Source organism: Cytobacillus firmus, assembly GCF_023612095.1.
Taxonomy (GTDB): domain Bacteria; phylum Bacillota; class Bacilli; order Bacillales; family Cytobacillaceae; genus Cytobacillus.
On record NZ_CP086235.1, the window covers coordinates 1,239,536 to 1,266,071 of the forward strand.

At 41.1% G+C, this 26,536-nt stretch carries 27 protein-coding genes and 1 pseudogene; 25 read left to right on the forward strand and 3 right to left on the reverse strand.

Going from position 1 to position 26,536, the window contains the following annotated elements:
- The first annotated feature begins 87 nt into the window (after window positions 1–87).
- The 19 genes from LLY41_RS06170 to LLY41_RS06260 all read left to right on the forward strand — a co-directional run bounded on the left by LLY41_RS06170 (window position 88) and on the right by LLY41_RS06260 (window position 18,704).
- Window positions 88–753: a tetratricopeptide repeat protein gene (locus LLY41_RS06170; RefSeq protein WP_095245929.1), complete on the forward strand. Its 666-nt coding sequence runs from the start codon at window positions 88–90 to the stop codon at window positions 751–753.
- Window positions 754–779: 26 nt separating this feature from the next.
- A complete protein-coding gene (gene recD2 / locus LLY41_RS06175) occupies window positions 780–3,206 on the forward strand; it encodes an SF1B family DNA helicase RecD2 (RefSeq protein WP_304587185.1) in 2,427 nt (808 codons plus the stop codon).
- A gap of 102 nt (window positions 3,207–3,308) precedes the next feature.
- Window positions 3,309–3,458 (forward strand): hypothetical protein, encoded by a 150-nt coding sequence (locus LLY41_RS06180; RefSeq protein ID WP_179289091.1) that lies wholly within the window; start codon window positions 3,309–3,311, stop codon window positions 3,456–3,458.
- Between the two features lie 121 nt (window positions 3,459–3,579).
- The gene (locus LLY41_RS06185; RefSeq protein ID WP_095245927.1) at window positions 3,580–4,050 is read left to right on the forward strand and encodes a PRC-barrel domain-containing protein; all 471 of its coding nucleotides are present in this window, start codon (window positions 3,580–3,582) and stop codon (window positions 4,048–4,050) included.
- Between the two features lie 15 nt (window positions 4,051–4,065).
- Window positions 4,066–4,257: a hypothetical protein gene (locus LLY41_RS06190; RefSeq protein WP_095245926.1), complete on the forward strand. Its 192-nt coding sequence runs from the start codon at window positions 4,066–4,068 to the stop codon at window positions 4,255–4,257.
- A gap of 26 nt (window positions 4,258–4,283) precedes the next feature.
- On the forward strand, window positions 4,284–4,418 hold the full coding sequence (locus tag LLY41_RS06195) for a YrzQ family protein (RefSeq protein WP_081757307.1): 135 nt from the start codon (window positions 4,284–4,286) through the stop codon (window positions 4,416–4,418).
- A 121-nt stretch (window positions 4,419–4,539) separates the two neighbouring features.
- Window positions 4,540–5,628, forward strand: coding sequence for an AI-2E family transporter (locus LLY41_RS06200; RefSeq protein ID WP_304587187.1), 1,089 nt, complete (start codon window positions 4,540–4,542; stop codon window positions 5,626–5,628).
- A gap of 368 nt (window positions 5,629–5,996) precedes the next feature.
- Window positions 5,997–8,630, forward strand: a complete 2,634-nt coding sequence (alaS, locus tag LLY41_RS06205; RefSeq protein ID WP_304587188.1) for an alanine--tRNA ligase — start codon at window positions 5,997–5,999, stop codon at window positions 8,628–8,630.
- 239 nt (window positions 8,631–8,869) lie between these two features.
- A complete protein-coding gene (locus tag LLY41_RS06210) occupies window positions 8,870–9,136 on the forward strand; it encodes an IreB family regulatory phosphoprotein (RefSeq protein ID WP_009333061.1) in 267 nt (88 codons plus the stop codon).
- Between the two features lie 2 nt (window positions 9,137–9,138).
- Entirely contained in the window at window positions 9,139–9,555 is a 417-nt protein-coding gene (gene ruvX, locus LLY41_RS06215; RefSeq protein ID WP_048010335.1) for a Holliday junction resolvase RuvX, read from the forward strand.
- 14 nt (window positions 9,556–9,569) lie between these two features.
- Window positions 9,570–9,854 (forward strand): DUF1292 domain-containing protein, encoded by a 285-nt coding sequence (locus LLY41_RS06220; RefSeq protein ID WP_095245923.1) that lies wholly within the window; start codon window positions 9,570–9,572, stop codon window positions 9,852–9,854.
- 459 nt (window positions 9,855–10,313) lie between these two features.
- On the forward strand, window positions 10,314–11,447 hold the full coding sequence (gene mltG, locus LLY41_RS06225; RefSeq protein ID WP_095245922.1) for an endolytic transglycosylase MltG: 1,134 nt from the start codon (window positions 10,314–10,316) through the stop codon (window positions 11,445–11,447).
- A gap of 270 nt (window positions 11,448–11,717) precedes the next feature.
- Window positions 11,718–12,353, forward strand: a complete 636-nt coding sequence (locus LLY41_RS06230; protein WP_095245944.1) for an O-methyltransferase — start codon at window positions 11,718–11,720, stop codon at window positions 12,351–12,353.
- 5 nt (window positions 12,354–12,358) lie between these two features.
- The gene (locus tag LLY41_RS06235) at window positions 12,359–13,288 is read left to right on the forward strand and encodes a peptidase U32 family protein (RefSeq protein ID WP_304587189.1); all 930 of its coding nucleotides are present in this window, start codon (window positions 12,359–12,361) and stop codon (window positions 13,286–13,288) included.
- Between the two features lie 35 nt (window positions 13,289–13,323).
- A complete protein-coding gene (locus LLY41_RS06240; protein ID WP_095245920.1) occupies window positions 13,324–14,592 on the forward strand; it encodes a peptidase U32 family protein in 1,269 nt (422 codons plus the stop codon).
- 3 nt (window positions 14,593–14,595) lie between these two features.
- Window positions 14,596–15,231, forward strand: coding sequence for a uridine kinase (udk, locus tag LLY41_RS06245; protein ID WP_304587190.1), 636 nt, complete (start codon window positions 14,596–14,598; stop codon window positions 15,229–15,231).
- A gap of 245 nt (window positions 15,232–15,476) precedes the next feature.
- Window positions 15,477–15,953: a transcription elongation factor GreA gene (greA, locus tag LLY41_RS06250; RefSeq protein ID WP_095245918.1), complete on the forward strand. Its 477-nt coding sequence runs from the start codon at window positions 15,477–15,479 to the stop codon at window positions 15,951–15,953.
- Window positions 15,954–16,009: 56 nt separating this feature from the next.
- Window positions 16,010–17,803, forward strand: coding sequence for a peptidoglycan D,D-transpeptidase FtsI family protein (locus LLY41_RS06255; RefSeq protein ID WP_304587191.1), 1,794 nt, complete (start codon window positions 16,010–16,012; stop codon window positions 17,801–17,803).
- A gap of 211 nt (window positions 17,804–18,014) precedes the next feature.
- A complete protein-coding gene (locus tag LLY41_RS06260; RefSeq protein WP_304587193.1) occupies window positions 18,015–18,704 on the forward strand; it encodes a YrrS family protein in 690 nt (229 codons plus the stop codon).
- Window positions 18,705–18,732: 28 nt separating this feature from the next.
- Here the strand turns inward: LLY41_RS06260 and LLY41_RS06265 are convergent.
- A pseudogene (locus LLY41_RS06265) lies at window positions 18,733–18,933 on the reverse strand (YrzA family protein); the annotation flags it as partial.
- 215 nt (window positions 18,934–19,148) lie between these two features.
- Between LLY41_RS06265 and mtnN the strand changes: the two are divergent.
- From mtnN to sigK, 4 genes are all read left to right on the forward strand, one after another.
- Complete coding sequence (gene mtnN / locus LLY41_RS06270) at window positions 19,149–19,853, forward strand: 5'-methylthioadenosine/S-adenosylhomocysteine nucleosidase (RefSeq protein ID WP_095245915.1); 705 nt, start codon at window positions 19,149–19,151, stop codon at window positions 19,851–19,853.
- A 116-nt stretch (window positions 19,854–19,969) separates the two neighbouring features.
- Window positions 19,970–20,230, forward strand: coding sequence for a YrhC family protein (locus LLY41_RS06275; RefSeq protein WP_095245914.1), 261 nt, complete (start codon window positions 19,970–19,972; stop codon window positions 20,228–20,230).
- A gap of 372 nt (window positions 20,231–20,602) precedes the next feature.
- Complete coding sequence (locus LLY41_RS06280; RefSeq protein ID WP_304587194.1) at window positions 20,603–20,743, forward strand: YrzI family small protein; 141 nt, start codon at window positions 20,603–20,605, stop codon at window positions 20,741–20,743.
- Between the two features lie 838 nt (window positions 20,744–21,581).
- Window positions 21,582–22,301 carry an RNA polymerase sporulation sigma factor SigK gene (sigK, locus tag LLY41_RS06285; RefSeq protein WP_095245913.1) on the forward strand — a complete coding sequence of 240 codons (720 nt, stop codon included), beginning with the start codon at window positions 21,582–21,584 and terminating at the stop codon, window positions 22,299–22,301.
- A gap of 25 nt (window positions 22,302–22,326) precedes the next feature.
- Here sigK and LLY41_RS06290 read toward each other — a convergent pair whose 3' ends face one another.
- Window positions 22,327–23,292, reverse strand: coding sequence for a F510_1955 family glycosylhydrolase (locus LLY41_RS06290; RefSeq protein WP_095245912.1), 966 nt, complete (start codon window positions 23,290–23,292; stop codon window positions 22,327–22,329).
- Window positions 23,293–23,739: 447 nt separating this feature from the next.
- On the opposite strand from LLY41_RS06290, the gene LLY41_RS06295 reads away from it, so the two are divergent.
- Together LLY41_RS06295 and LLY41_RS06300 are read left to right on the forward strand one after the other, a co-directional pair.
- Window positions 23,740–23,892 (forward strand): hypothetical protein, encoded by a 153-nt coding sequence (locus tag LLY41_RS06295; protein ID WP_174749532.1) that lies wholly within the window; start codon window positions 23,740–23,742, stop codon window positions 23,890–23,892.
- Between the two features lie 124 nt (window positions 23,893–24,016).
- Entirely contained in the window at window positions 24,017–25,816 is a 1,800-nt protein-coding gene (locus tag LLY41_RS06300; protein ID WP_304587196.1) for a M3 family oligoendopeptidase, read from the forward strand.
- 38 nt (window positions 25,817–25,854) lie between these two features.
- Here the strand turns inward: LLY41_RS06300 and pssA are convergent, their stop codons facing one another.
- On the reverse strand, window positions 25,855–26,394 hold the full coding sequence (pssA, locus tag LLY41_RS06305) for a CDP-diacylglycerol--serine O-phosphatidyltransferase (RefSeq protein WP_095245911.1): 540 nt from the start codon (window positions 26,392–26,394) through the stop codon (window positions 25,855–25,857).
- Between the last annotated feature and the right edge of the window lie 142 nt (window positions 26,395–26,536).

Here is a 26,536-nt window from a genome sequence, read left to right on the forward strand (position 1 = left end):
GGATCGGGGTTTTATTACGGGAATAGAAGGCAGCGGAAAAGGTGAATTCAAATATGCTATACTTTGATTTGAATGGAGTGATGAATAATGGATAAAAACCAAATGGGTATTCAATATATGCAAGAAGGAAAATGGGAGGAAGCAGCGAAGGTTTTTATGGAAGCAATTGAAGAGAATCCTTCAGATCCTGTTTCCTATATTAACTTTGGAAATGTGCTATCAGCTGTAGGTGAAAACGAAAAAGCGCTGAAGTTCTATGAGAAAGCAATCGGACTTGATGAAAATGCAGGTGCTGCTTACTACAGTGCCGGAAATTTATATTATGAATTACAGCAGTTTGATGAAGCTAAAAAGATGTTTGAAACTGCATTGCAAAAAGGGCTGGAAACTGCAGATAATTTCTTCATGCTTGGCATGTCCCTAATAGCCCTTGACCAGGGAAGACTGGCTTTGCCTTATTTGCAGCGAAGTGCGGAGCTGAATGAAAATGACGCCGAAGCGCATTTCCAATATGGATTATGCCTGGCACAGCAGGAATACATTGATGAAGCGATCAGGCAGATGAAAAAGTGCATCGAAATTGAGCCGGAGCATGCAGATGCTTACTACAATCTTGGAGTAGCATATGGATTTAAGGAAGACGATAATGAAGCACTTGCTTACTTCAATAAGGCACTGGAAATTCAGCCGGACCATATGCTTGCGGGCTACGGAAAAAAGCTGATTGAAAAGGGCGGCAGCGAATTGAATTAAAGTTGTTTTTAGGGGAGGGAATGGAAATGGAAAAACAGGATTCCATGGATCTTTTTGCCGAACAGGGGAAGTTCATAAAGGGCAGACATCTGGTCACTATCTTTCATAATGAGCAAAACTTATATACGGTTGTGCGCATTAGGGTTGATGAAACGAATGACTCTTATGATGAAAAAGAAGCAGTCATTACCGGCTATCTGCCAAAGATGCATGAGCAAGAAACCTATATTTTTTATGGTGAATTCAAAGACCACCCTAAGTTCGGCATCCAATTCCATGCAAGCCATTACAGGAAAGATCTTCCCCAGACGAAACAAGGCGTAGCCAATTATTTATCAAGTGAATTATTTAAAGGGATTGGCAAGAAAACAGCCGAGCAAATCGTGGAGACACTTGGAGAAGATGCGATTACTCGTATTCTAAATCAGCCGTCCCTGCTCGATAGTGTTCCCAAGCTGTCACCTGAAAAAGCTAAATTGCTTTACGATACGCTGATGGAACACCAGGGCCTTGAGCAAGCCATGATCGCACTGAATCAATATGGCTTTGGCCCGCAGCTTTCCATGAGAATTTACCAGGTCTATAAAGAAACGACAATTGAAGTCGTTCAAAATAATCCTTATAAGCTGGTTGAGGATATAGAAGGGGTCGGATTTGGCCGTGCTGACGAACTGGGATATCAAATCGGAATATCAGGCAATCATCCTGACCGTATAAAAGCTGCCTGCCTCTACATATTGGAAACGGAGAGCATGCAGGCAGGCCATGTTTATATTGAAGCAAAGCTTCTTTTGCAAAGTGTGAAGAAGCTGCTGGAGGAAAATAAGCGTGATTTGATTGAATACAAGGATATTTCCAATGAACTGATTAAGCTTGAAGAGGAAGGGAAGATCATGGCTGAAGGCCAGAAAATTTTCCTTCCATCTCTTTATTTTTCCGAAAAGGGACTAGTAACCAATATTAAGCGGATTCTAAATCAAACCCAGTATGATGAACAGTTCCCGGAGTCTGAATTTCTTTTGGCCCTTGGGAATTTGGAGGAACGTCTGGGTGTCCAATATGCCCCAACTCAAAAGGAAGCCATTCAAACAGCTCTTATGTCTCCTATGCTAATATTGACCGGCGGGCCGGGGACAGGAAAAACAACCGTTATTAAGGGGATTGTTGAGTTATATGCCGAGCTGCATGGCTGCTCCCTGGAACCCAAAGATTATAAAAAGGAAGAACCCTTTCCCTTCCTGCTGGCAGCCCCTACAGGAAGAGCTGCAAAACGGATGGCAGAATCAACAGGGCTTCCCGCAGTAACAATACACCGCCTTCTTGGCTGGAATGGTTCTGAAGGATTTGACCGGCACGAGGAAAGTCCATTAGAAGGCAGGATTTTAATCGTAGATGAAACATCAATGGTTGATATTTGGCTGGCAAATCAGCTTTTCAAAGCACTTCCTGAAAATATGCAGGTGATCCTGGTTGGTGATGAAGACCAGCTGCCATCAGTGGGTCCCGGCCAGGTTTTGAAGGATCTTTTGCGCTCAGAACGCATTCCAACAGTCCGTTTAACAGATATATACAGGCAGGCTGAAGGATCCTCAATTATTGAACTGGCACATGAAATGAAAAAAGGCAAGCTTCCTGCGAACATCTCTGCACAGCAATCTGATCGTTCATTTATCAAATGCCAGCCGGGCCAAATTGCTGATGTTGTTGAAAAAGTTGTCCTGAATGCCAAAAAGAAAGGTTATTCTTCTAAAGATATTCAGGTGCTTGCCCCAATGTACCGCGGACCTGCAGGCATCGACAGACTAAACGAAATACTGCAGGAAATACTGAATCCAAATCCCGATGGGTCGAGGAAAGAGCTGTCCTTTGGTGATGTGAAATACAGAATTGGCGATAAGGTCCTTCAGCTTGTCAACCAGCCTGAGAACAATGTTTTTAACGGGGATATGGGTGAAATTGTTTCTATTTTTTTCGCAAAGGAAAATACGGAAAAACAGGATATGATTGTTGTAACCTTTGATGGGGCGGAAGCTACATACACAAAGCAGGATCTAAACCAGATCACTCATGCCTACTGCTGCTCTGTCCATAAATCCCAGGGAAGTGAATTTCCGATCGTCATTATGCCTGTTGTTAAAAGCTATTACAGGATGCTTAGAAGAAATCTCCTTTATACTGCCATTACCCGCAGCAGACAATTTTTGATATTGTGCGGTGAAGAAGATGCATTGAAAATCGGTGTGGAACGTGCGGATGAACAGGCCCGCCTGACCACTCTTTCTGAAAAGCTGAGAGATGCAATCCTGTTTAATGATGAAACAGAGCTTGAAGATACAGCTGAGTCTTCTCTTACGGAAACACTTTCTCTCGAAGAAAAGCTTCTTCAAGCCGATCCAATGATAGGAATGGGAAATATAACACCGTATGATTTTTTGGAAAAAGAATATAGCTAAGAAGAGCAGTCTACAATAAAAGACTGTTCTTTTTGTTTATCTCAGCAATAGACATGCATGCAATTTGGCGGTTTAATCTAAATATATAAAGGAGAGATAAATGTGGAAAAGAAAAGCAGAACTTCTCTTCTCAATCTCCATGGAGTAAAACGACGCAGACAGCCGCGGCAGGACTATGAGTTCTCAGAGGAGCTGTCAGACGGCGGGGAGCGCAGCGAGCGTTTTAATAAGCCAAGGTATAGCAGAAAGTAGGCTTATGCAGGCTTTCTAATCCGTTCTTAACAATACTTTTTGGATCCCATGGCAATGGTTTTCCGTTATGTTTTTTTCGGGAAAGTGAAAACTATAAATGTTCGGGAAGGCGGGATTCTCTTTGCGGACATTTTCTTTATTAAAAGGCCTGCCGGTTTTTGAGTTAAAAACCGGCAATAAAGCAGGCGATATCTGTGATTTATCCATTTCTGGAACCGGAAAAGTTCAGGGATTACTACTGCGAAAGGGCGCATTTCTGAAAAAAAACTATATCATCAATATTGAAGACGTGGCATCTTTCGGCTGGGATGGAGTGATGATTGAAGATACCTCTGTTCTGCAGGCAATTCCTAAACATGATGATTATACATGCGAGACCCATAACCGGTTAACCGGCAAAATGATTATGAGCCGGGAAGGAGAACGGCTTGGTTTGCTTGAGGATGTATACTTTAAGGAAGAATTGGGCACGATTGTAGGGTACGAACTGTCGGATGGCTTCTTTTCAGATGTGCTGGAAGGAAAACGTGTCATAAAAACCGATGACCCGCCTGCAATTGGAAAAGACGCCATAATTGTAAATGTAAAATAGTGAGGTGTCTTTTTCGTGCTGAAATGTCCAAATTGCCAGAGTAAAGATATTGGTAAAATTGGGATTAACCAATATTATTGCTGGAGTTGCTTTATTGAACTTTCCTTGTCCAAAGGGATCATTAACACCCATCAAGTAGAGGAAGATGGTACGCTCAGTTCCCTTGATGATTTATTTGAAGAAGAAGAGCGCCGGTTTCTTTCGTAAGAATTAACGGAAGAGGTGAGCCAGTTATGAACAAAATATTAACCTCTGCAATGATGCTTGGGGCAGGCATGGCTGCTTATAATTATGCCCAAAAGAATAATATGATATCAGGCCGAAAAATGAAACGTATCCAGAAAAGAATAACCAAAGCTTTATTTTAAATGATCAAGGCTGGTTCTTAAAAAAGGGCCAGCTTTTTTTCGCAGTTTCATGGTATTCATAATGAGTAAGATGCATAATTCCCATGGAAGCTATCACAATAAATATAAGGAGGGAGGCATATTGAATATTCAAATGAAATGGTACTACAGGCTTGGATTTCTGCTTCTCTTGTTTATTGTGATTTTAGTGTTCCTGAAGCTCCAGGCATTATGGATGCCCCTTATGGAAATCGTATTTGCCGTATTCATTCCTTTTATCATTGGGGCATTTATTACATATCTTCTTCACCCGATCGTGGAAAAATTGCATGAAACGGGCCTTCACAGAGGATTTGCCGTTTTTATTATTTATTTTTTGTTCTTCGGGGGAATTGGCCTTACCCTGTATAAAGGGATTCCGGCTTTTATTCATCAATTGCGTGATTTGGCGGAAAATGCACCTCACTTTGCAAATCAGTACCGCGGATGGATCGACACGATTCAGAGTAAAACATCAACATGGCCTGATGGCCTGCAGACCAGGATTGATGATGTTATTGCAGCTGTAGAACAGCGGCTGAATAATCTTTTGTCGAAGGTAATCACATTTTTTCTTAATGTATTGAACTATGCTGTGATTATCGCAGTTATCCCCTTCATCTCCTTTTATCTTCTTAAAGATTTTTCGATTATGAAAAGAGCTGCCTGGTATTTGACTCCAAGAAAATGGAGGAAGGAAGGCGTGTTATTCTTAAGAGATATAGATAAGTCCCTCGGAAGCTATATCAGAGGCCAGCTTCTGGTATGTGCAGCCATTGGAGCCATTTCTTCTCTGCTGTTCTGGGCTTTTGATATGCGCTATCCTCTTTTGCTGGGCACTATAATAGGTGTTACCAATGTAATTCCTTATTTTGGTCCAATTATCGGAGCGGTCCCGGCTGTGATCATTGCTTCAGCTTTATCGGTTAAAATGGTCGTAATAACAATTGGGATTATTATGGTTCTTCAATTCCTTGAGGGAAATATCCTATCACCCCTGATTGTTGGAAAAAGTCTTCATATGCACCCTCTTCTCATTATGCTTGCACTGCTGGCGGGCGGAGAAGCTGGAGGGATATTGGGCCTGATTATTGCAGTTCCGATTTTAGCTGTCATTAAAGTAAGTATCATACATGCAAAAAAACACTTTTCAAAAAATAAACAGCCAAAAATCAGCGGAACCTCATCCTGATGTTGACAACAATAAAGGTAAATCGCTATAATGCGTCTATAAAGCTATATATTAAACATTTTGACGGAATGAGTATGTTATAGGCCATCTGCGTGAATGCATTGCTGCATTCATAAAAGAGAGGGAGTTCCAAGGCTGAAAGAACTTCCAGATGAAGGATAACAGAAAGCTAATCCTGAGTGCAGCTAATCCCTGCCGTATTTCCGCGTTAAGGATCTGAGAGATGGGAGATTGCCTATGAACCGGCATTATTCATTTAACTTCCATAATCAGGGTGGTACCGCGAGCAAGCTCTCGTCCCTGTCCAGGGATGAGGGCTTTTTTTGTTGTTTTCAAAAGTTTTTACATATTTTAGGAGGTTGGTTAGAATGAAACAATTATCAGGTGCTGAAATACGCCGAATGTTCCTGGATTTCTTTAAGGAGAAAGGACACGCTGTTGAACCGAGCGCATCCCTCGTTCCGCACGAAGATCCTTCCCTGCTCTGGATTAATAGTGGTGTCGCCACTCTGAAAAAATATTTTGACGGCCGTGTCATCCCTGAGAACCCGAGGATTACAAATGCCCAAAAATCCATACGTACCAACGATATCGAAAATGTCGGCAAAACAGCAAGGCACCATACATTTTTTGAAATGCTGGGCAACTTCTCAATTGGTGATTACTTTAAAGAAGAAGCAATCGTCTGGGCTTGGGAGTTCTTGACTGATGAAAAATGGATCGGTTTTGAAGAAGAAAAGCTTTCTGTTACAATTCACCCCGAAGATGATGAAGCTTTTAACATCTGGCGGGAAAAAGTGGGCGTGCCTGAAGAGAGAATTATCCGCCTGGAAGGAAACTTCTGGGACATCGGAGAAGGCCCAAGTGGTCCAAATACAGAAATCTTCTATGACCGCGGTCCTGAATATGGAAATGACCCAGGAGATCCTGAACTATATCCCGGCGGTGAAAACGATCGCTATTTAGAAGTCTGGAACCTTGTGTTTTCTGAATTCAACCATAATCCTGATGGCACTTATACGCCGCTTCCTAAGAAAAATATTGATACCGGGATGGGGCTTGAGCGGATGGCATCTGTCGTTCAAAATGTTCCTACTAACTTTGATACAGACTTATTTATGCCGATTATCCGGGGAACAGAAGAAATTTCAGGCCGGAAATATGGAGCATCAAATGAAACGGATGTTGCATTTAAAGTTATTGCTGACCATATCCGCACAGTGGCATTTGCAGTGGGTGACGGTGCGCTGCCTTCTAATGAAGGACGGGGCTATGTATTAAGAAGATTGCTTCGACGTGCTGTCAGATATGCAAAACAAATCAATATAAACGAGCCATTTATGTATGAATTGGTGCCAGTGGTAGGAGAAATTATGCATGACTTCTATCCGGAGGTAAAAGAAAAAACGGAATTTATTCAAAAGGTCATCAAAAACGAAGAAGAACGTTTCCATGAAACACTTCATGAAGGTCTTGCCATTCTTTCATCTGTTATCAAGAAAGAAAAAGAAAAAGGCAGCGATACGATTCAGGGTGAAGACGTTTTCCGTCTATATGATACGTACGGATTCCCTGTTGAGTTAACAGAGGAATATGCTGAAGAAGAAGGTATGAAAGTGGATCATGCCGGATTTGAAAAGGAAATGGAAGGACAGCGCGAGCGTGCACGTTCAGCACGTCAGGATGTAGATTCCATGCAGATTCAGGGCGGTGTGTTAGGAGAGCTGAAAACCGAAAGCAAATTTGTCGGATATGATAAGCTTCAGACAGAAGCCAGAATAGCTGCAATTGTGAAGGATGGGCAATTAATTGAAGAAGCTCATGCTGGTGATGAGATTCAGCTGATCCTGAATGAAACACCATTTTACGCAGAGAGCGGCGGACAGATTGCTGACCAGGGAACTCTTGAGGCAGAAGGATTAAAGGTTTCCATTAAGGATGTTCAAAAAGCTCCGAATGGACAAAACCTTCATAGAGCTGTCGTTGAAAAAGGAAAGCTGAAGGCAGAAGCATCTGTACTGGCTGCTGTAAATGAGCAAATCCGTTCAAAGGTAATCAAAAATCATACTGCAACTCACTTGCTTCATCAAGCTTTAAAGGATGTTTTGGGAGGCCATGTTAACCAGGCTGGTTCTCTAGTAGGCCCGGATCGTCTGCGTTTTGACTTCTCTCATTTTGGGCAAATTACTTCTGAAGAGCTTGAGAAAATTGAAGCGATTGTCAACGAACAAATTTGGCAAAGCCTTGAAGTTGAAATCAACTACAAGGACATTGAAGAGGCAAAGGCAATGGGGGCTATGGCTCTATTTGGTGAGAAATATGGCAAGATTGTCCGGGTCGTTCAGGTTGGTGATTACAGTCTTGAGCTTTGCGGCGGATGCCATGTTCCGAATACTGCTTCCATCGGATTGTTCAAGATCCAATCGGAAAGCGGAATTGGCGCTGGAACTCGCAGAATAGAAGCAGTAACTGGCGAATCTGCATACAAGCTAATGAATGACCAGATTACTGTATTAAAAGAAGCATCAGGCAAATTAAAGACCAATCCAAAAGATTTGTCCGCAAGAATTGATGTGCTTCTTGGAGAAATGAAGCAGCTGCAGCGTGAAAACGAATCTTTAGCAGCAAAATTGGGCAATATTGAAGCAGGGAGCCTGGTATCAAAGGCAAAAGAAGTCAATGGCATTACCGTTCTTGCTGAAAAGGTCCAGGCATCAGACATGAATAACCTGCGCAATATGGCTGATGATTTAAAACAAAAACTCGGATCTGCAGTTGTTGTATTAGGCAGTATAAACGAGGGAAAAGTGAATATTATTGCCGGGGTGACAGATGATTTGATTAAAAAAGGCTTCCATGCGGGCAAAGCGGTCAAAGAAGTTGCTGCAAAATGCGGCGGCGGAGGCGGAGGCCGTCCGGACATGGCTCAGGCTGGCGGAAAAGACCCGGAAAAACTTGAAAGTGCTCTGCAATTTGTAGAAGAATGGGTTAAATCCGTTTGATATCCCTGTAAAGTAGTGTAAAATGGAGATAACCAAGAGAGATTGTTCATCATCAGGAAGTAACAGCTTGTTCTTCACCATGTTTTCCTGTCAGGAACAAGATCATTTATTGATCGCTCTGATTTTTCAGGCGGCAGGCCAAACAGTTATGAAGAGGGGGACAAGCTGGTAATGATCCGGATTTAATCCGGCAAATATAAGCTATCCTATCCTTCATGCAGAAAAGCGAGGTGTAAGATATGAGCTCATTTGACAAAACAATGAGGTTTAACTTTCCTGAAGAACCAATCGAACAGGATGTGAATGAAGTTCTGTTTCAAGTTTATGGCGCCCTCCAGGAAAAAGGGTATAATCCTATAAATCAAATTGTCGGTTATCTGCTGTCCGGGGATCCGGCTTACATTCCCCGCCATAAGGATGCACGCAATATCATCCGTAAACTTGAACGGGATGAGATCATCGAAGAATTGGTTAAATCATACTTAAAACAGCAGCGTGAGGGGTAAACATGCGGACTATGGGACTGGATGTCGGCTCTAAGACAGTCGGCGTCGCTCTAAGCGATGCGTTCGGATGGACAGCGCAGGGCTTGGAAACCATCAAAATCAACGAGGAAGAAAAAGAGTTTGGTTTTGAAAGAATTGGTGAAATAATAAAAGAGCATGAAGTCAGTAAGATTGTTGTCGGCTTGCCTAAAAACATGAACGGAACCATTGGCCCACGCGGTGAAGCCAGCCAGTTCTTTGCTTCAGAGCTGGAGAAGCTATTTGGCCTTCCGGTCGTATTGTGGGACGAGCGTCTCTCAACAATGGCAGCTGAAAGAGTTTTGCTTGAAGCGGATGTCAGCCGCAAGAAACGGAAAAAAGTCATTGATAAAATGGCAGCCGTAATGATTTTACAAGGCTTTTTAAATAGCCAAATTTAATGAGGTGAACAGAAATGAACCATGGAGATAACAACATTACTGTAATTGACGAGGAAGGCAACGAGCAGCTTTGCGAAGTATTGTTCACGTTTGATTCGGAAGAATTCGGCAAGTCATATGTCCTTTACTACCCAGTGGGGGCAGATGAAAATGATGATGAAGAAATTGAAATTCACGCATCAGCATTCAGCCCAAGCGAAGACAGCAAGGATGGCGAACTGCAGCCAATCGAGACAGAAGAGGAATGGGATCTAATTGAAGAAATGCTAAACACATTCCTTGAAGAGCAGGAAGATTAATTAAACTGGCCCCGGGCCAGTTTTTTATTTGCTCTTTTTTCGGATGGAGCTGAATAACCGAAAGTGCAAATTGTGGAAAAAAATGGCGAATCCTTTTGGTTTTTGTAATATCCTGCGACTTACAAAAGAAAATATAGTATAATAAGCCCGTGATGTCTCAGAAACAAAAAGAAATACGAGTTCTTAGGCCAGTTGGCATGAAACATGTTATACAAGGCTTGTTGCTTTTTTATATTATCCGCTGAGTTGATTGTAGCGGAAGGTGCGAGACTCCTGCGGGAGTAGCTGGACAGGTGAGACCCCGCAGACGCGTAGCGTTGAGGAGGCTCACCGCCTGCCCCGCGGTTCGCTGAGCAGCCTGGAGCGGAAATCAACGGACAACATTGAAAGGCGACAAAAGCAATGTTTACGAAAAGAGCCATTTACAAAGCCAATGTTTTTGGAACGGGGGGATATGTGATGTCGGCAGACGATCAAAAAGGGAAAAAAGAAATAATACGGGAAAAAATGATTGAGCGCCAAGGCGAAGCAAAAGTAGTCCGTAAAATTGTACTGATAGTTGCAATCATATTATTAATCTCAGCTGCTGCAGTGCTCGGCGGCGGATATTTTTATATTAATTCAGCTTTAAAGCCTGTTGATCCCGATAATAATAAGCCGAAAAAAGTAGAAATACCAATCGGGTCATCTGTGACGGGAATCGGCACTGTTCTTGAAGAAAATGGAATTATCAGGGATGCACGTGTATTTAAATATTATGTGAAATTTAAAAATGAAGCTGGATTCATGGCAGGAGAATATGAATTGAAGCCTTCCATGAATATGAAGGAGATCCTTGATAGCTTGAAAACAGGTAAGGTAATGGAAGAAGTAGCTTTCAAGATCACCATTCCAGAGGGAAAACAGCTTGAGCAGATAGCGGGAATCATTGCAGAAAAAACTGAAAAAAATCCTGAAGATGTCTTGAAAAAACTTAATGAAGAAGCTTTTATTAAATCTTTAATGGCAGAATATCCTGATTTGCTAACAAAGGAAATCCTGGGTGAGAATATTAAATATCCTCTTGAGGGATATCTATTCCCGGCAACCTATCCTTTTTACAAAGAAGATCCGACTATAGAGGAAATTGTCAAAGTTATGCTTGATAAAACGGCTTCAGTTGTTAAAGAGTATAGCGGTGATATGGATAAGCGGGAATATACTCCGCACAAATTATTGACAATGGCATCGCTCATAGAGGAAGAAGCAACGGCGAAAGTAGACCGTGATCAGATTGCGAGTGTTTTCTACAACCGGATTGACACAGGGATGCCACTCCAGACAGATCCAACTGTCCTGTATGCACATGGTGAACATAAATCAAGGGTCCTATATAAAGACTTAGAGATCGACTCACCATACAACACATATAAGTACCCTGGACTGACGCCCGGGCCAATTTCAAATGCAGGAGTTTCCTCAATTGAAGCAGCATTGGTTCCTGCAGAAACAGATTACCTTTACTTCCTTGCTACATCAACAGGAGAAGTTCTTTTCTCGAAGACACTGGATGAGCATAATCAAAAAAAAGCACAGCATATCTCAAATAATTAAATTAGTAAAAGGGGAATGTGCAGATATAGCATTCCCCTTTTACTTATGGTAAAATAGATCAGGTGTTTTATATTTCTTCGCGATAGCGTAAATCACGGACAAGCATGGATACAGGCTCATCTAAGCCGGAATGCAGCACAGCGCATTTTCACATCCTATCTGTGAACGCTATTTTTTCATGTCTAAATAGAAAAACGGCTGAGACCTGAGTTTCTCTCAGATCCGCAGCTTGACAATAAAATTCCATCTGATTGAGGTGATGCCAGCTTGATGAACGATAAGCTGCATGCATATATAGAGGAAATAATACCTGGGAGACCCCAGTTGCTGGATAAAATGGAGCAGTACGCCAAAGAGCACAATGTTCCAATTATGGAGCTGGCAGGAATCGAAGCGATGCTTCAGCTTTTGCGCATTCAAAAACCGAAAATGATACTCGAAGTAGGCACGGCAATCGGTTATTCAGCACTCAGAATGGCCTTCACAGTTCCTGAATCGAAAATTGTTACGATTGAACGCGATGTGGAACGTTACCAGCTTGCCGAAAAGTATATAGAAGAAGCCGGGAAAAAAGAGCAAATCATCATCATTAAGGGAGATGCCCTGGAAGTCGAGGAAGACGTTGAAAAGCACGGACCTTATGATGCTATATTTATTGATGCAGCAAAAGGCCAATATCAGCGGTTCTTTGAAATCTACTCACGATTTCTCTCAGATGGCGGCGTGATTATTACAGATAATGTCCTTTTCAAAGGCCTTGTGTGTGAATCAAATATAGAAAATAAACGTATCCGGAATATGGTTAGAAAAATTGATGTGTTTAATAAATGGTTAATGAGTCATCCTGAATATCATACAGTTATTTTGCCTGTTGGGGATGGCGTGGCAATTAGTAAAAAGAGGTGATTATAATGAAAAAACCTGAACTGTTGGTAACGCCAACAAGTGTTGAAGATATTGGGCCCCTTATGTCTGCAGGTGCAGATGCCTTTGTTGTAGGAGAACAGCGATATGGACTGAGACTTGCAGGGGAATTCACAAGGGAAGATGTGAAAGAAGCGGTTGAACTTGCACACAAGCATGGGAAAAAAGTGTATGTCGCAATGAATGCTTTATTTCATAATGATAAAGTGCCTGAACTTGAAGATTATATCAGTTTCCTGAAAGAAATAAATGCGGATGCAATTATATTTGGAGATCCTGCTGTATTAATGGCCGCCCGCTCGGCTGCGCCGGACATGAAGCTTCATTGGAATACAGAAACTACTGCAACAAACTGGTATACATGCAACTACTGGGGCAGAAAAGGTGCTAAACGCGCAGTCCTTGCCAGAGAGATTAATATGGATGCCATCATTGAAATAAAAGAGAATGCCGAAGTGGAAATAGAGGTGCAGGTTCATGGCATGACTGCCATGTTCCAATCAAAGCGCTCCTTGCTGGGCAATTATTATGAATATCAGGGGAAAGCCCTGGAAGTGGAAAACCGCAAACAGGAAAAGAATATGTTCCTTCACGACAAGGAACGGGAAAATAAATACCCGATTTTTGAAGATGAAAATGGCACTCATATCATGAGTCCTAATGACATCTGCATTATAGATGAACTGCAGGAAATGATTGAAGCAGGCATTGATTCATTTAAAATTGACGGGATATTAAAAACTCCTGAGTATATTGCTGCAGTGACTAAACTCTACAGAAAAGCTATTGATCTATGTGTGGAAGATCCGGACCAATACGATGAAATAAAAGATGGTCTTCTCACTGAAGTTGAAGAAATTCAGCCGGCGAATCGTCCGCTTGATACCGGATTCTTCTTTAAGGAAACTGTCTACTAATTTGACTATATGAAAAAGAAAGAGGAGGAAGCTCTATGGCAGCGGTAAAAGAAAAAATTTCCGAAATTGTCAACGGCAAACGGGTTATTGTAAAAAAACCTGAATTGCTTGCTCCGGCTGGGAACCTTGAAAAGCTGAAGATTGCCGTTCACTATGGTGCCGACGCTGTGTTTATCGGCGGACAGGAATACGGCCTTCGTTCAAACGCAGGCAACTTCACTTTTGAAGAAATGAAAGAAGGCGTCGAATTCGCCAAAAAATACGGAGCGAAGATTTATGTTACAACCAATATTTTTGCTCATAACGAAAATATTGATGGTCTTGAGGATTATTTGCTGGGCCTTAAAGGAGCAGGAGTTGCAGGAATCATTGTGGCAGATCCGCTGATCATTGAAACCTGCCGCCGTGTTGCACCTGAGATAGAAGTTCATTTAAGCACACAGCAATCCCTCTCCAATTGGAAGGCAGTCGAGTTCTGGAAGGAAGAAGGATTGGAGCGTGTGGTCCTTGCGCGTGAAACAAGTGCGGAGGAAATCAAAGAAATGAAGGAGAAGGTTGATATTGAAATTGAAACCTTCATTCATGGGGCGATGTGTATTGCCTACTCCGGGCGCTGCACACTCAGCAACCATATGACTGCACGTGATTCCAACAGGGGCGGCTGCTGCCAGTCCTGCCGCTGGGATTATGATTTATATCAGCTTGAAGGGGAGAATGAAGTTCCTTTATACAGCGAAGGAGATGCTCCATTTGCAATGAGTCCTAAAGATCTTAAGCTGATTGAATCAATTCCGCGTATGATCGAATTGGGAATTGACAGTTTAAAAATTGAAGGACGCATGAAATCCATCCATTACATTGCAACAGTAGTAAGCGTGTACCGCAAAGTGATTGATGCCTATTGTGCAGATCCCGACAACTTCCAGATTAAGCAGGAATGGCTTGAAGAGCTTGATAAATGTGCAAACCGCGAAACAGCGACAGCTTTCTTTGAAGGGGTTCCAGGGTATAAAGAGCAAATGTTTGGAAATCATAGCAAAAAGACGAATATCGATTTCGTCGGGCTTGTGCTGGATTACAATCCGGAAACACAAATTGTTACCCTGCAGCAGAGAAACAAATTTATGCCTGGAGAGGAAGTAGAATTCTTCGGCCCTGAAATTGAAAATTTTACACAAGTCATCGATAAAATATGGGATGAAAAAGGCAATGAGCTGGATGCAGCGCGCCATCCGCTTCAAATTGTTCAATTTAAAGTTGATAAGCCGGTATACCCTGACAACATGATGCGAAAGGAGCTCTAATCAATGAAACGCAAACCCGTTGTAATTGGGGTGGCCGGCGGTTCCGGCTCAGGAAAAACGAGCGTTACTAAAGCGATTTATGACCGATTCAAAGGGCACTCAATCCTTATGATCGAACAGGATTATTATTATAAGGATCAGACTCATCTGCCTTTCGAGGAAAGACTGAAGACAAATTATGACCATCCTCTTGCATTTGACAACGACCTGCTTATTGAACATATTGAAAGCCTGCTGAAATATGAGCCGATAAGAAAGCCTGTATATGATTATGCCATGCATACAAGGTCTGAAGAAGTAATTGAAGTCGAGCCAAAGGATGTGATCATCCTAGAAGGCATTCTGATTCTTGAGGATGAGAGGCTCCGTAATCTGATGGACATGAAATTATATGTAGATACAGATGCAGACCTGCGGATCATCCGCCGCTTATTCAGGGATATAAAAGAGCGGGGACGCACCATGGATTCAGTCATTGAACAATATGTGAATGTTGTACGGCCAATGCATAATCAATTTATTGAGCCGACGAAAAGATATGCTGACATCATTATTCCCGAAGGCGGGCATAATCACGTTGCGATCGATTTAATGGTCACAAAAATTCAAACAATTCTTGAACAAAAGTCATTTTTATGAAACAATAGCATTGAAAATGTTCTATAGGACATATCCTTTTACCGAGTGGCTTTTTAAGATTGCTTATCCCGGTTCATTTTTACCGTCAGCAAATCTTTCAAAGCCGGTCAATATAAAAAGATGATCTGCGCGCCCTTTAACAAAGGACGCGCTCCTGTTCATTTTCCTGAAAATATGATAAAAAGAAGTACATACATTATAGAACACATCCTTTAAAGGATGTGTAATTCGAAGGAGTGAAGGTTTTGGCTACAGAAAAAGTTTTCCCAATGACACAGGCAGGTAAAGAAAAACTTGAGCAGGAACTGGATTATTTAAAATCGGTTAAGCGCAAAGAAGTGGTTGAACGTATAAAAATCGCAAGAAGCTTCGGAGATCTTTCCGAGAACTCAGAATATGATTCAGCGAAAGAAGAGCAGGCTTTTGTTGAAGGACGGATTACAACTCTTGAAAATATGATCCGCAATGCTAAGATCATTCAAGAAGAAGAAATGGCCGGAGATATCGTTGGACTTGGCCGTTCCGTTACGTTCGTAGAGCTTCCGGATGGTGACGAGGAAACTTACACTATCGTAGGAAGTGCAGAGGCGGATCCTTTTGAAGGAAAAATCTCTAATGATTCTCCAATTGCCAAAAGCCTGATGGGCCGTACAGTTGGAGACGAAGTTACCGTTCAGACTCCTGGAGGAGAAATGAACGTACGCATTGTTTCCATTAAATAAGAATAGCTGGTTTGAAATCAGAAAACCTCGTCAAGACTTTTGACGAGGTGTTTTTTATGTGGAGAAAAAGAGCAGTTGGCTGGTTAATCGTTAGTTTCATAGTCCTTTGCTTTCTTATGGGAAGGCTGATACAGCTGCAGCTTGTTTCAACAGAGCATTTTACAGGCAGGGAAATCAATCTTCTTGAAGCGAGTGTCCGTCAGCGCTCCCAGGAAATGATTATCGATGCCGGGAGAGGGGATTTTCTTGATCGCAGCGGTAATCCCATGACATTTGAAAATAAATCTGTTCTTATATTATTCCCTTTCCTCACAAGAATGGATTGGGATATAAAAAAGGTATCTGAAATTACGGGTGCTTCGGAATATTCATTGCGGCATTCTGTTGAGAATGCAAAAGAACCTTTTGCATTTGGAAGTCCGGAGCCCATTCAGCTGTCTTTCGATCAAATGGAGAAAATCAATGACTTGAAAATTCCGGGTGTCTTTGCTGTTGAGAAGAAATACAGCCGTTCCGAGAAACCTGCATCCCAGCTAATCGGAATTACCGGTCAGAATCAGGCCGTCCTTAAAGAAAGATACCCGGACAAAGATCTGTCTTCCGATACAATGATTGGCATTACCGGCATGGAGAAGAGCTTTGATGAATTTCTGCTTCCTGAAGGGGCATCAAAACTTGTCTATCATGTGGATGGGACTGGCGGACCGCTGTTTGGCATCGATGTGAAATATGTAGAGCCGGCAAACCCCTTTTATCCAGTCAATATTAGGACAACTGTGGATTATGATTTACAGATGATGGCCGAAAAATTGGCGGATCAGCATGGGATTAAAAAAGGCGGTATTATCCTGCTTGATATAGAGACTAATTCAATTTTGGCAATGGTGTCTCGTCCATCCCTTAATAAAAATAATCCTTTTGAAGAAAAAAGCAAAGGGACGGTTAATCATATGATTAAACAGCAAATCATGGGGTCAGTTTTTAAAACGGTGGTGGCAGCAGCCGCAATTGATCATGGTCTGGACGATCCTAAGAGGCAATTTGACTGCAGCAGGAAAATTAATGGGGAACCGGATCTTAAATATCAGCATGGCATGCTGAATTTCGATGAGAGCTTTGCCAGGAGCTGCAATAATACATTTGCATCCATTGCTAAGGAGTTGAAAGATATTAACCCGGATCTCCTTGAGGAGTATGCAGACAAACTGTCGTTAATAGGTCCTGTAAGCTGGGAGGGAGATATTTATCATTTCAGCGATTTTAAACAGCTTCAGGATGAAGAAAAAGGACGGGTGTTTCTGTCTGAAGATGCTAAAAAAGACAGTAATTTTGCAGGTCTGACAGGAATTGGACAGCATGAGGTGAGAGCTACTCCACTTGCTGTTGCCAACATGATGGCAACTATAGCCAGAGGAGGAGAGAAAGAAATGGTCCGGGTTGCTTCAGAAATTGAATATAAAAACAGTACATCTCTTATAGAATTCAAGAAACAGAAGCTGCAGGGAGAAATAATTGCCCCGTTTACCGCTATGAAGCTTCAAAGACTGCTAAGGGAAGTAGTAATTAATGAAGAAGGGACCGGCCGCTGGTTTAAAGAACTTCCATACGAAGTTGCAGGGAAATCCGGCACAGCTGAAACGGGCATAATGGCAGATGGAAAGCAGCTGCACAATAAATGGTTCGCGGGTTACTTCCCATATAAAAATCCAAAATATGCCCTTGTAACTGTAAATCTGGAGGTTACTGAAGACACAGGGGGAGTGAATCCGCTCTTTGCTGATATCGTCAAAGAAGTCTATAACTATAATCATAAACAAGAAACTCCTCCATTGGGCTCTGCAGACCAGTAAACAAATATGGTATAGTGTAACTTTCCGTATGCTGCTGTCGTCCATTTAATTGCCGGCAGTACGATGTCCATAGGTTATTTCTTTTAACATAACCTAATTACGTGTTAGAATGTTGACAGCCGCTGTTTAGAGCCCGTAGGCAGATGGCTGCGATATTATTTCTACTCATTTTTTATTATACCTATAAGTCTGAATTGGGGAGGAGAAAGTCTTGAAAGGGAATAACAGAGAATCCCGTTTTGGTAAACGGGAAAAAAGAAAAAAAACTAATATCATCTTAAATAGCCTTATTGCACTTGTCATCATCCTTATTATTGTTGTATCAGCCAAAATATTCTTTGGCGGTAATAATGATCAGGCACTTCCTGCCGATGAACAGACAGCATCTGAATCGAAACAAAAAGAGAAAAACAAGGAAGATAAGGGCAATGACATAGAGCAAAATAAGGATAAAGACAAAGAGAAAGCAGATAAAGATTCTGAAGAAGAAAAAGAAAAAGAAAAAGAAAAAGAAAAAGAAAAAGAAAAAGAAGAAAATGCTAAAGAGACTGAAGAAGATCAAGAACAAGTCGTAACAGAAGGCGGAAGCGGGCCTGACGTTGAAAAAACGATTGAAAATCCAGCATGGAAACCAGTCGGAACCTCTCAAACCGGAGAGCATACTGCTGTCTATGATCAAAATCATGCAGATTGGCAGGAAATGCTCAGTGCCATTTCTTATGCTACAGGTGTTGATCAGGGAAATATGACTGTTTGGTTCCTCGGAAATAATGGGCCCAATAGCTCTGTTGGAACAATTTCCACAAAAGATCAAAGTGAAAAGTACCGTGTCTATATAGACTGGGTTGACGGAGAAGGATGGAAGCCTTCCAGGGTAGAGGTCTTAAATGAAATAAATTAGTTAATAAGGACGCCAGGGCGTCCTTATTTTTTGCTTTATAGTGGACCACCGCCGAGAAATAAGTCCTTCCATTCTCATCAAGATGCATTTGATGCGATACGTGGTGGACAGATAAAAGGATGGCTTTATTATGCTCAATCTGTATATTTATCTTCTTTTCAAGCTCCTTTAAAGTAGGAGCTTCATAAAACTCAACCTTATCTTCTATCAAATCAAACTGGAAATTCATCATAATTCCCCCTTCCCTTCGATACTATCTTTTATTTTATGGGGTTAGTTTTAGTCTGGCAACTTTCAAAACCTGAGAGGTTAATGTATGAATTATTTACGAATCTGGCAAAGATCCCGTCTATGATGGTAGAATAGAGTTTGCATAAATCATATGGGCATGCTAATAACCATGAATGTAATCAAAGCATAGAAAAATCAGAAAGAGGTTTTAAAATGAAAATAGCTATTATTGGAGCAATGGAAGAGGAAGTTACTTTACTTAGGGATAAAATAGAAGATAAGCAACAGGATACGATTGCCGGATGCGAGTTTACAGCAGGAAAAATGAATGGTGCAGATGTCGTGCTGCTCCGTTCTGGAATAGGCAAAGTGAATGCAGCCATGTCGACTGCCATCCTCTTGGAGCGGTACAAGCCGGATTTTGTCATTAACACTGGTTCAGCTGGAGGATTTAATCCTGAACTGAATGTGGGAGATACGGTAATTTCGACTGAGGTTAGACATCATGATGTAGACGTTACTGCTTTTGGCTATGAATATGGCCAGGTGCCTCAATTGCCGGCAGCATTCGAAGCCGATCACGGCCTCGTGCAGATTGCTGAAGCATGTGCCAGAGAAATCGGTGATATCCAGGTTGTCAGAGGGTTAATTGCAACAGGTGACTCCTTCATGAGTGATCCTGCAAGAGTGGATTATATTCGTGATAAATTTACAGATCTTCAGGCAGTAGAAATGGAAGCAGCAGCAGTTGCGCAGGTTGCTCATCAGTTTGAGACTCCTTTTGTTGTCATCCGTGCCCTGTCAGACATTGCAGGAAAAGAATCCGATGTTTCATTTGAACAATTTTTGGAAAAGGCAGCACTTCATTCTGCTACACTCGTAATGAAGATAGTAGATGCCCTTAAGAATAACAAATAACTTTTAAAAGGGATAATCCTTTCCTTTTTTTTCCTATCTTACATTATTTACATCACCTTCAAACTTGCTAAGTATGTTAAAGTAGAAATATAGTCTTTCTTAGAAGGTGATAATAAATGATGAACGAAGCAAAGCATTTATATCAAAAAATGGTTGATTTCAAGCAGTTTGCAATTTCAATGCTCGCTGTCGGATCGTTTTTTTACATTGGTTTAATTATCCCTGACACTGCCAATACAGTTTCTGATTTATATATAATGGCTGGATCTTCCTCAGCTTTCCTTATAGGCTCAATCCTTTTCTTTATCCTTTCCAAACGATGCAGAACGAAATTGAATGAAACGGATGAAGGCCAGGAATACCTCATGAGAAAATAAGTAAAACCAACGCCCGGATTTCCGGGCGTTTTTTCATAAATTAATATTTTTAATAAAAGTGAATAAAAAAGGTTTACAAACTGCATAATCGTGGATATAATTACCAGTGTAAGTGAAAATTCTAAAAAGGAGGTCGAATGAAATGATGTTAACTGCAATTGTATTAAAAGCACAGCTAAATAAAGATTGTACAAATTCGACCTACATGGAATGGATCGCTTAGATTTGCATTATTGACATTACATATCCATGCCGCAGGGAGAATTGTGCCCTGCGGTTTTTTATGCCTAAATGGCAAGCCGCTGGGAGTATATCTCTTTGCGGCTTTTTTGTGCCTTTTGGCAGGATATGAAAGAGGAGGTGGAATATCTAATGACATTAAATATCTTATTTTTGACAGTCACAATAAAAAAACGTTACGTATCAGCAGAAGATGTTGTCCGTGAACAATTGGCTAAAAAAATTATTGAACAAAACCGTGATCGTCAATTCTCAATTTACCGTCCATTTTAATTTCAGTGACAAAAAAACAAGAAAGGTGGTTTGTTAAATGATTTACATTTTACAAGGACGTCAGGCAATTTTCTGGGTGGAGAAAGATTCCACCTAACAAAGCTGTAAACGGTTAGGAGGTAAGGAGCATGTCTTTGCATATATTAATTTTAACCTTGAAATTCCGAAAGAAAAGGAACTGATCCACTTGATGCGGATTAACAGAATGTTCACATTCCTCCCATTTTTTGAAACAGAAACCATGTTACATTAAAGAAAATAAGGAATTAAAAAAGGGGTGTGGAGGATGTTCTGGATCGTAATGGGATTGGTTGTGTGCGGTACTGTCGGCTGCATCATTTCTGCTGAGGTAAGTGTAACAGAGGAATATGAAATATAAAAAAAGGACTGACTTCCGGATTGAGAAGTCAGTCCTTTTTGTTAGGGTAAATCCAAAGAAATAGGACAATTCCAGAAACTGCAAGCAATATCAGCAAGGTCTTTAAAGAAAAACCTTCAAAAATAAACTTTGCAAGGCTGTCAAGAAAAACAATAAAAAATACGAGGGCTAAAATTATTCTCTGACCATTCAAATTATCAAGACCTCTTTCTTCCTGATTATTTATATAACTTGAAACGAAGCTATGTATATCGCATGCAGGCGATAATAATTATTCCAAGAATAATTATATCCTATCATCATTGTGAAAAGCTTTAATGAAGGTTTATTGGCTGAAAAAACGAGGGAAGCAAATTTTTCTGAGGAAATTATCTGAATTGGACAGACAAAAACAACTCCATCCATACATAGGAATTAGTTATAGGCATTTTTGAACGCATTATAAGCGGGGGTGGAACGATGTCCGGTATTTTGACTGCACTCGGGTTTTTGGTTAAGGAGATAGTGTTTCTTGTATCTTATGTAAAAAATAATGCATTTCCCCAACCGCTGTCTCCTGCAGATGAAAAGAAATACCTGCGTTTGATGGCTGCAGGTGATTCGCATGCCCGTAATATGCTTATTGAACATAATCTAAGGCTGGTTGCCCATATTGTAAAGAAGTTTGAAAATACAGGAGAGGATTCTGAGGATCTGATTTCAATAGGGACAATCGGACTGATAAAGGCCATCGAGAGCTATTCGGAAGGGAAAGGAACAAAGCTTGCCACCTATGCAGCCCGCTGTATTGAAAATGAGATATTGATGCACTTGCGGGCACTGAAGAAGACTAAAAAAGATGTATCCCTTCATGATCCTATTGGGCAGGACAAAGAAGGCAATGAAATATCTCTTATTGATGTTCTTAAGTCGGAATCTGAGGATGTTATTAATACAATTCAGCTAAATATGGAACTGGAAAAAGTGAAGGAGTACATTGATGTTTTAGATGAGAGAGAAAAAGAAGTCATTGTCGGCAGGTTCGGACTTGATCTGCAAAAAGAAAAAACACAAAGAGAAATTGCCAAAGAACTTGGCATATCAAGAAGTTATGTCTCCAGAATTGAAAAGAGAGCATTAATGAAAATGTTTCATGAGTTTTATCGGGCAGAAAAAGAAAAAAGGAAAAATAATAGCTAAAGGGACAGTTTGACTGTCCCTTTAGCTATTTAATTCTGCCGTTTTTCAATAAAAGCTTCCAGCTCTCACCGCTGTCTGCAGATTCATATACATCTTTGAGATAAGTTGAAATAGCAAGCTTTCCGTCAGATTTTTGATCGGCAGCAATGTATGTAATAGGGTTGTCATAGCTGAGAAAAGGGATTTTAATCTGTGAGTTTTCCATCGTTTTAAGATCGATTTTGCTCATTTGAACCTTTTCATGATCGGCATAGGCATAATACAGGCTGTTCTCCGTAAATGCGAGGGCTGTAGCCATAATTGAATCAGATACTAACTTTACAGTTTCCCCTTTATCCTGTGAGTAAAAGATGCCGCTTCTTGTTGACATGGCCATGATTTCAGGATTAGTTGGATGTGCTGCAATCATACCAAGTGTGTCGGCCTCAAGCCCTTTTAAGCTGACTGGATCCCATGTTTTGCCTGCGTCCTGAGAGCGGTATACACCTGCCTTGAGTTCATCGTTATTTTCCTGATTTATCATATAGGTTAGATTGGTATCATAGCCTGCAGCTAGAAAAGGAAAGGAACTTGTTCCGCTAAAAGCCAGTTTCTTGAAAGAGGCTCCTTTATCTGTACTTTTTACAATTCCAAGAGGGTTTTTTATAACGGAATTCTTATCAGGATGGCCGCTGACAATGAATCCATCTTTGACTGCCTGAAACCCCATATAGTCATGGTTAAGAGAAGTGGTCTCGTGCCAAATGCCATCTTTGAAAAACTTGAATCCTTCGCTTGATGCAAGATAGAGGCCAGTATCATTTCCCGGATATCCGATCCCTTGAATATGCTCGATTTGCTGGGCTGAGGCCTCGATAATAGTATAAACAGGTGCTTCTGAAGTTTTATTTGAAGGTTCATCAGCAGTTTTCTTACTTTGCTCATCCTCCACAGAACAGCCGGCTGTGAGCAATAATAGGAGAATCGCCAAAATCGTTCGGCCTTGTTTCATTTGTTTCACTCCAATTCATAGCATTTCAATGGTTATTATTATCGATGTCATTATATAGTATTTCAGCTAAAAATAAAAAACCCTTGCCTGTGGAAGGGTTCATATTAATGGCTCCCTGCTATGAGTGAAGAAAAAACTTATTCCTCTCCTTATACTTGATATCGGAAAGATGTTTTGTCATTTTGCCTGACCCCTTACAGGCAGGGCAGGTTTTCTTTAAGAATTTACATGCTGTTATGCTGCCTGTGCCTTTGCATTTCTTGCAGATTGAGATAATCTTCATTTAACACTCCTCCCATAAAATTCCTTCTAGTATATTCTATGAACTGTTCAAATAGAGGTGCTAAGAAAACATCGATTTTTAGCAGTTATTTAGTACAAAAGCCTAAGCGATTGTCCATTTTTTACATATCTTAAATAATAGAAGGTGAAGGGAGGTAATTGGTTATGCCTTATGGTTACGGCGGTTATCCTGTTCCCCCTCCTTATCCATGCGGTTATTATGGAGGGGGCGGTTTCTGGCTGGCCCTCGCAGTTGTCCTGCTGATTCTGCTGCTTGTTTTTGGGGGATTTGCTTATTATGGAGGCTATTTCAGGTAGCGATAACCAGCAGTTGGCTCATATCTTATGATATGGGCTCTTTTAAATGTGCAATTTTATAGAAATTTCGGAAAAATCAAGGTATAATATTTCTGCAGCCGAAACTTTTTTATGGGGGGATAATATGACTGCAACAGCATATTCATCAGTGTGGGATTTAGATGTTTTTTTTAAGGATGGAAGCGGTTCAGCTGAATTTAAACAGCATTTACAGGAAACAAGAAAACATATTGATTCATTCTCTAATCTAATACATAATTGGGAGCCTTCTAACTCAAGCGAAGATGCCGCAGAAATAAGTAAGGTTATTGAGCTGTTTCAGCAGACAGCAAGAAAAGTGCGCCAGGCCGGAGCTTTTGTCAGCTGTCTTCAGGCACAAAATACCGAAGACAAAAAAGCGAAAGACCTTAGAGGCGCAACTACGGAATTGAGTGCAGGTTTTCAAAATGCTTTAACTGTATTTGATCAGAAGCTGGCAAGTTTAAATCAGAGTGCATGGGAGCAGATAATAAATGATCAGGAATTAAATGAACTCTCATTTGTATTAAGCGAACGCCGCGAAAAGGCCTCAGAAAAACTTTCGCAGGAGGAAGAAACTGTTATTAATGCTCTTGCTGTTGATGGGTATCACGGATGGGGCCAGATGTATGACGTAATAGTAGGAAATATAAAGATTCCCTGCACTGAAAATGGGGAGATAAAACAGCTGTCAGTTGGACAGGCTGCCAATAAGTTTTCAAGTCCTGACCGAAAGCTGCGCAAGGAAGTTTTTGTTAACTGGGAAAAATCATGGGGCAGCCAGTCCGATTATTTATCCAAGACCCTAAATCACTTAGCCGGTTTTAGATTAATTGTATATAAATTAAGAGGCTGGGATGATTTTCTTAAGGAACCGCTGGATTTAAACAGGATGAAAAAAGAAACCCTTGAGACAATGTGGGATGTCATTTCCCGTAATAAAGCACCTCTTGTTAAATATTTGGAGAGAAAGGCAAAGCTTTTAGGTTTAGAGAAATTAAGCTGGTATGACCTGGATGCGCCGCTCTCCGAGTCAGAAACGAAATTATCCTATCAGGAGGGCGCAGAATTTATCCTTGAGCAGTTTGCCCACTTCGGAGAAGAGATGACCCTATTTTCTAAAAAAGCCTTTGAAGAAAAGTGGATTGAAGCTGAGGACCGTCCAGGAAAGGCGCCAGGCGGTTTTCATACTTACTTTCCTGAAGACAGCCAATCAAGAATCTTTATGACATACTCAGGGACACCATCCAATGTTTCTACTCTTGCACATGAACTCGGGCATGGTTTTCATACCTATGCAATGAGAGATCTTCATTTGCTGAATCGAAATTATGCCATGAATGTTGCGGAGACAGCATCTACTTTTGCAGAAATGATTGTCTCTGATGCCGCAGTGAAAAAAGCAGGATCAGAAGAAGAGAAACTGGCACTATTAGAAGATAAAGTTCAAAGATCGGTTGCACTGCTAATGAATATCCATGCTCGATTCCTGTTTGAAACCAGATTCTATGAAGAAAGAAAACAGGGAAATGTGAGTGCCGAACGTCTGAATGACATCATGGCGGCAGCCCAAAAAGAGGCTTATGGAGACGCACTTGATGAGTATCATCCTTCCTTCTGGGCTTCAAAACTGCACTTCTTTATTACTGGCGTCCCATTCTATAATTTCCCATATACTTTTGGATATTTATTCTCGCTGGGAATCTATGCACAGGCACTAAAAGAAGGGAAAGGATATGAAGAAAAATATATAGCATTATTAAAGGATACTGCATCGATGACAGTTGAAGATTTAGCGATGAAGCATTTAAATGCTGATTTAACCAAGCCAGAGTTCTGGGAAAGTGCCGTACAATTATGCATGGATGATGTGGAAGAGTTCCTGGCATTAACAGAAGAAAAATAAAACATAGAAGCCGCGCTCTTATTTTGAGCTCGGCTTTTTTACATTTTTTTCACCCTGAAAGGGCTTATCATTAAAAATGAAAGTATCAGCATGATGAAAAGGAATATAGGTGAAGGCCAAAACGGGATCGCAAGATAGCATAAAGTGGCGAGGCATCCGGAAGCTGTTATTGGCAGACCGGTAAAATAGCCGTTATTCTCGCTAATGTTAAAACGGGCGAGCCGCAAAGCTCCACATCCGATATATAGAGCAGTCAGGAAGGCGCCGGGTGCCCCGAATTCAAAAAGTATTCCCGTGTATAGGAGCAGTGCAGGTGCAACTCCAAATGAAATAATGTCACTCATCGAATCGAGCTGCTTTCCTAGTTCCGATTCAATATTCATTTTCCGTGCTGCCATCCCATCAAATCGGTCAGCAAGAGCTGCGATAAAGATAAGCAGCACACTCAATTTCAAATTGTCGTTAATAGAAAATAAAATAGCAAAGCATCCTAAGAACAAATTAGACAGAGTTAAGATATTGGCTGTCTGTGCCTTTAGCTTCTTAATGGTTAAATCAAGAACATCCTGAAAAAACATATCGAACACTCCTTGCAACGGGGAATCACAGCTTGCAGACTTTAGGAAGTTTTTCTAACAGCTATGTGCTAATGTCTTCCGGCAAATGGGAACTATCGGGAAGGGTAGAAATAGAAGTAATCCGCAACTTTACTGAAGCCAA

Excerpts from the sequence above, each read along its gene's own strand:
- mtnN (WP_095245915.1), top strand. The coding sequence starts at position 19,149 with ATGAAAATAGCTATTATTGGAGCAATGGAAGAGGAAGTTACTTTACTT.
- LLY41_RS06210 (WP_009333061.1), top strand. The coding sequence starts at position 8,870 with ATGAGCTCATTTGACAAAACAATGAGGTTTAACTTTCCTGAAGAACCA.
- ruvX (WP_048010335.1), top strand. The coding sequence starts at position 9,139 with ATGCGGACTATGGGACTGGATGTCGGCTCTAAGACAGTCGGCGTCGCT.
- LLY41_RS06255 (WP_304587191.1), top strand. The coding sequence starts at position 16,010 with ATGTGGAGAAAAAGAGCAGTTGGCTGGTTAATCGTTAGTTTCATAGTC.
- LLY41_RS06170 (WP_095245929.1), top strand. The coding sequence starts at position 88 with ATGGATAAAAACCAAATGGGTATTCAATATATGCAAGAAGGAAAATGG.
- recD2 (WP_304587185.1), top strand. The coding sequence starts at position 780 with ATGGAAAAACAGGATTCCATGGATCTTTTTGCCGAACAGGGGAAGTTC.
- mltG (WP_095245922.1), top strand. The coding sequence starts at position 10,314 with ATGTCGGCAGACGATCAAAAAGGGAAAAAAGAAATAATACGGGAAAAA.
- LLY41_RS06300 (WP_304587196.1), top strand. The coding sequence starts at position 24,017 with ATGACTGCAACAGCATATTCATCAGTGTGGGATTTAGATGTTTTTTTT.
- alaS (WP_304587188.1), top strand. The coding sequence starts at position 5,997 with ATGAAACAATTATCAGGTGCTGAAATACGCCGAATGTTCCTGGATTTC.
- LLY41_RS06295 (WP_174749532.1), top strand. The coding sequence starts at position 23,740 with ATGCCTTATGGTTACGGCGGTTATCCTGTTCCCCCTCCTTATCCATGC.
- LLY41_RS06230 (WP_095245944.1), top strand. The coding sequence starts at position 11,718 with ATGAACGATAAGCTGCATGCATATATAGAGGAAATAATACCTGGGAGA.
- pssA (WP_095245911.1), bottom strand. The coding sequence starts at position 26,394 with ATGTTTTTTCAGGATGTTCTTGATTTAACCATTAAGAAGCTAAAGGCA.
- LLY41_RS06280 (WP_304587194.1), top strand. The coding sequence starts at position 20,603 with ATGACATTAAATATCTTATTTTTGACAGTCACAATAAAAAAACGTTAC.
- LLY41_RS06275 (WP_095245914.1), top strand. The coding sequence starts at position 19,970 with ATGATGAACGAAGCAAAGCATTTATATCAAAAAATGGTTGATTTCAAG.
- LLY41_RS06240 (WP_095245920.1), top strand. The coding sequence starts at position 13,324 with ATGGCAGCGGTAAAAGAAAAAATTTCCGAAATTGTCAACGGCAAACGG.
- udk (WP_304587190.1), top strand. The coding sequence starts at position 14,596 with ATGAAACGCAAACCCGTTGTAATTGGGGTGGCCGGCGGTTCCGGCTCA.
- sigK (WP_095245913.1), top strand. The coding sequence starts at position 21,582 with ATGTCCGGTATTTTGACTGCACTCGGGTTTTTGGTTAAGGAGATAGTG.
- LLY41_RS06195 (WP_081757307.1), top strand. The coding sequence starts at position 4,284 with ATGAACAAAATATTAACCTCTGCAATGATGCTTGGGGCAGGCATGGCT.
- LLY41_RS06220 (WP_095245923.1), top strand. The coding sequence starts at position 9,570 with ATGAACCATGGAGATAACAACATTACTGTAATTGACGAGGAAGGCAAC.
- LLY41_RS06290 (WP_095245912.1), bottom strand. The coding sequence starts at position 23,292 with ATGAAACAAGGCCGAACGATTTTGGCGATTCTCCTATTATTGCTCACA.
- LLY41_RS06235 (WP_304587189.1), top strand. The coding sequence starts at position 12,359 with ATGAAAAAACCTGAACTGTTGGTAACGCCAACAAGTGTTGAAGATATT.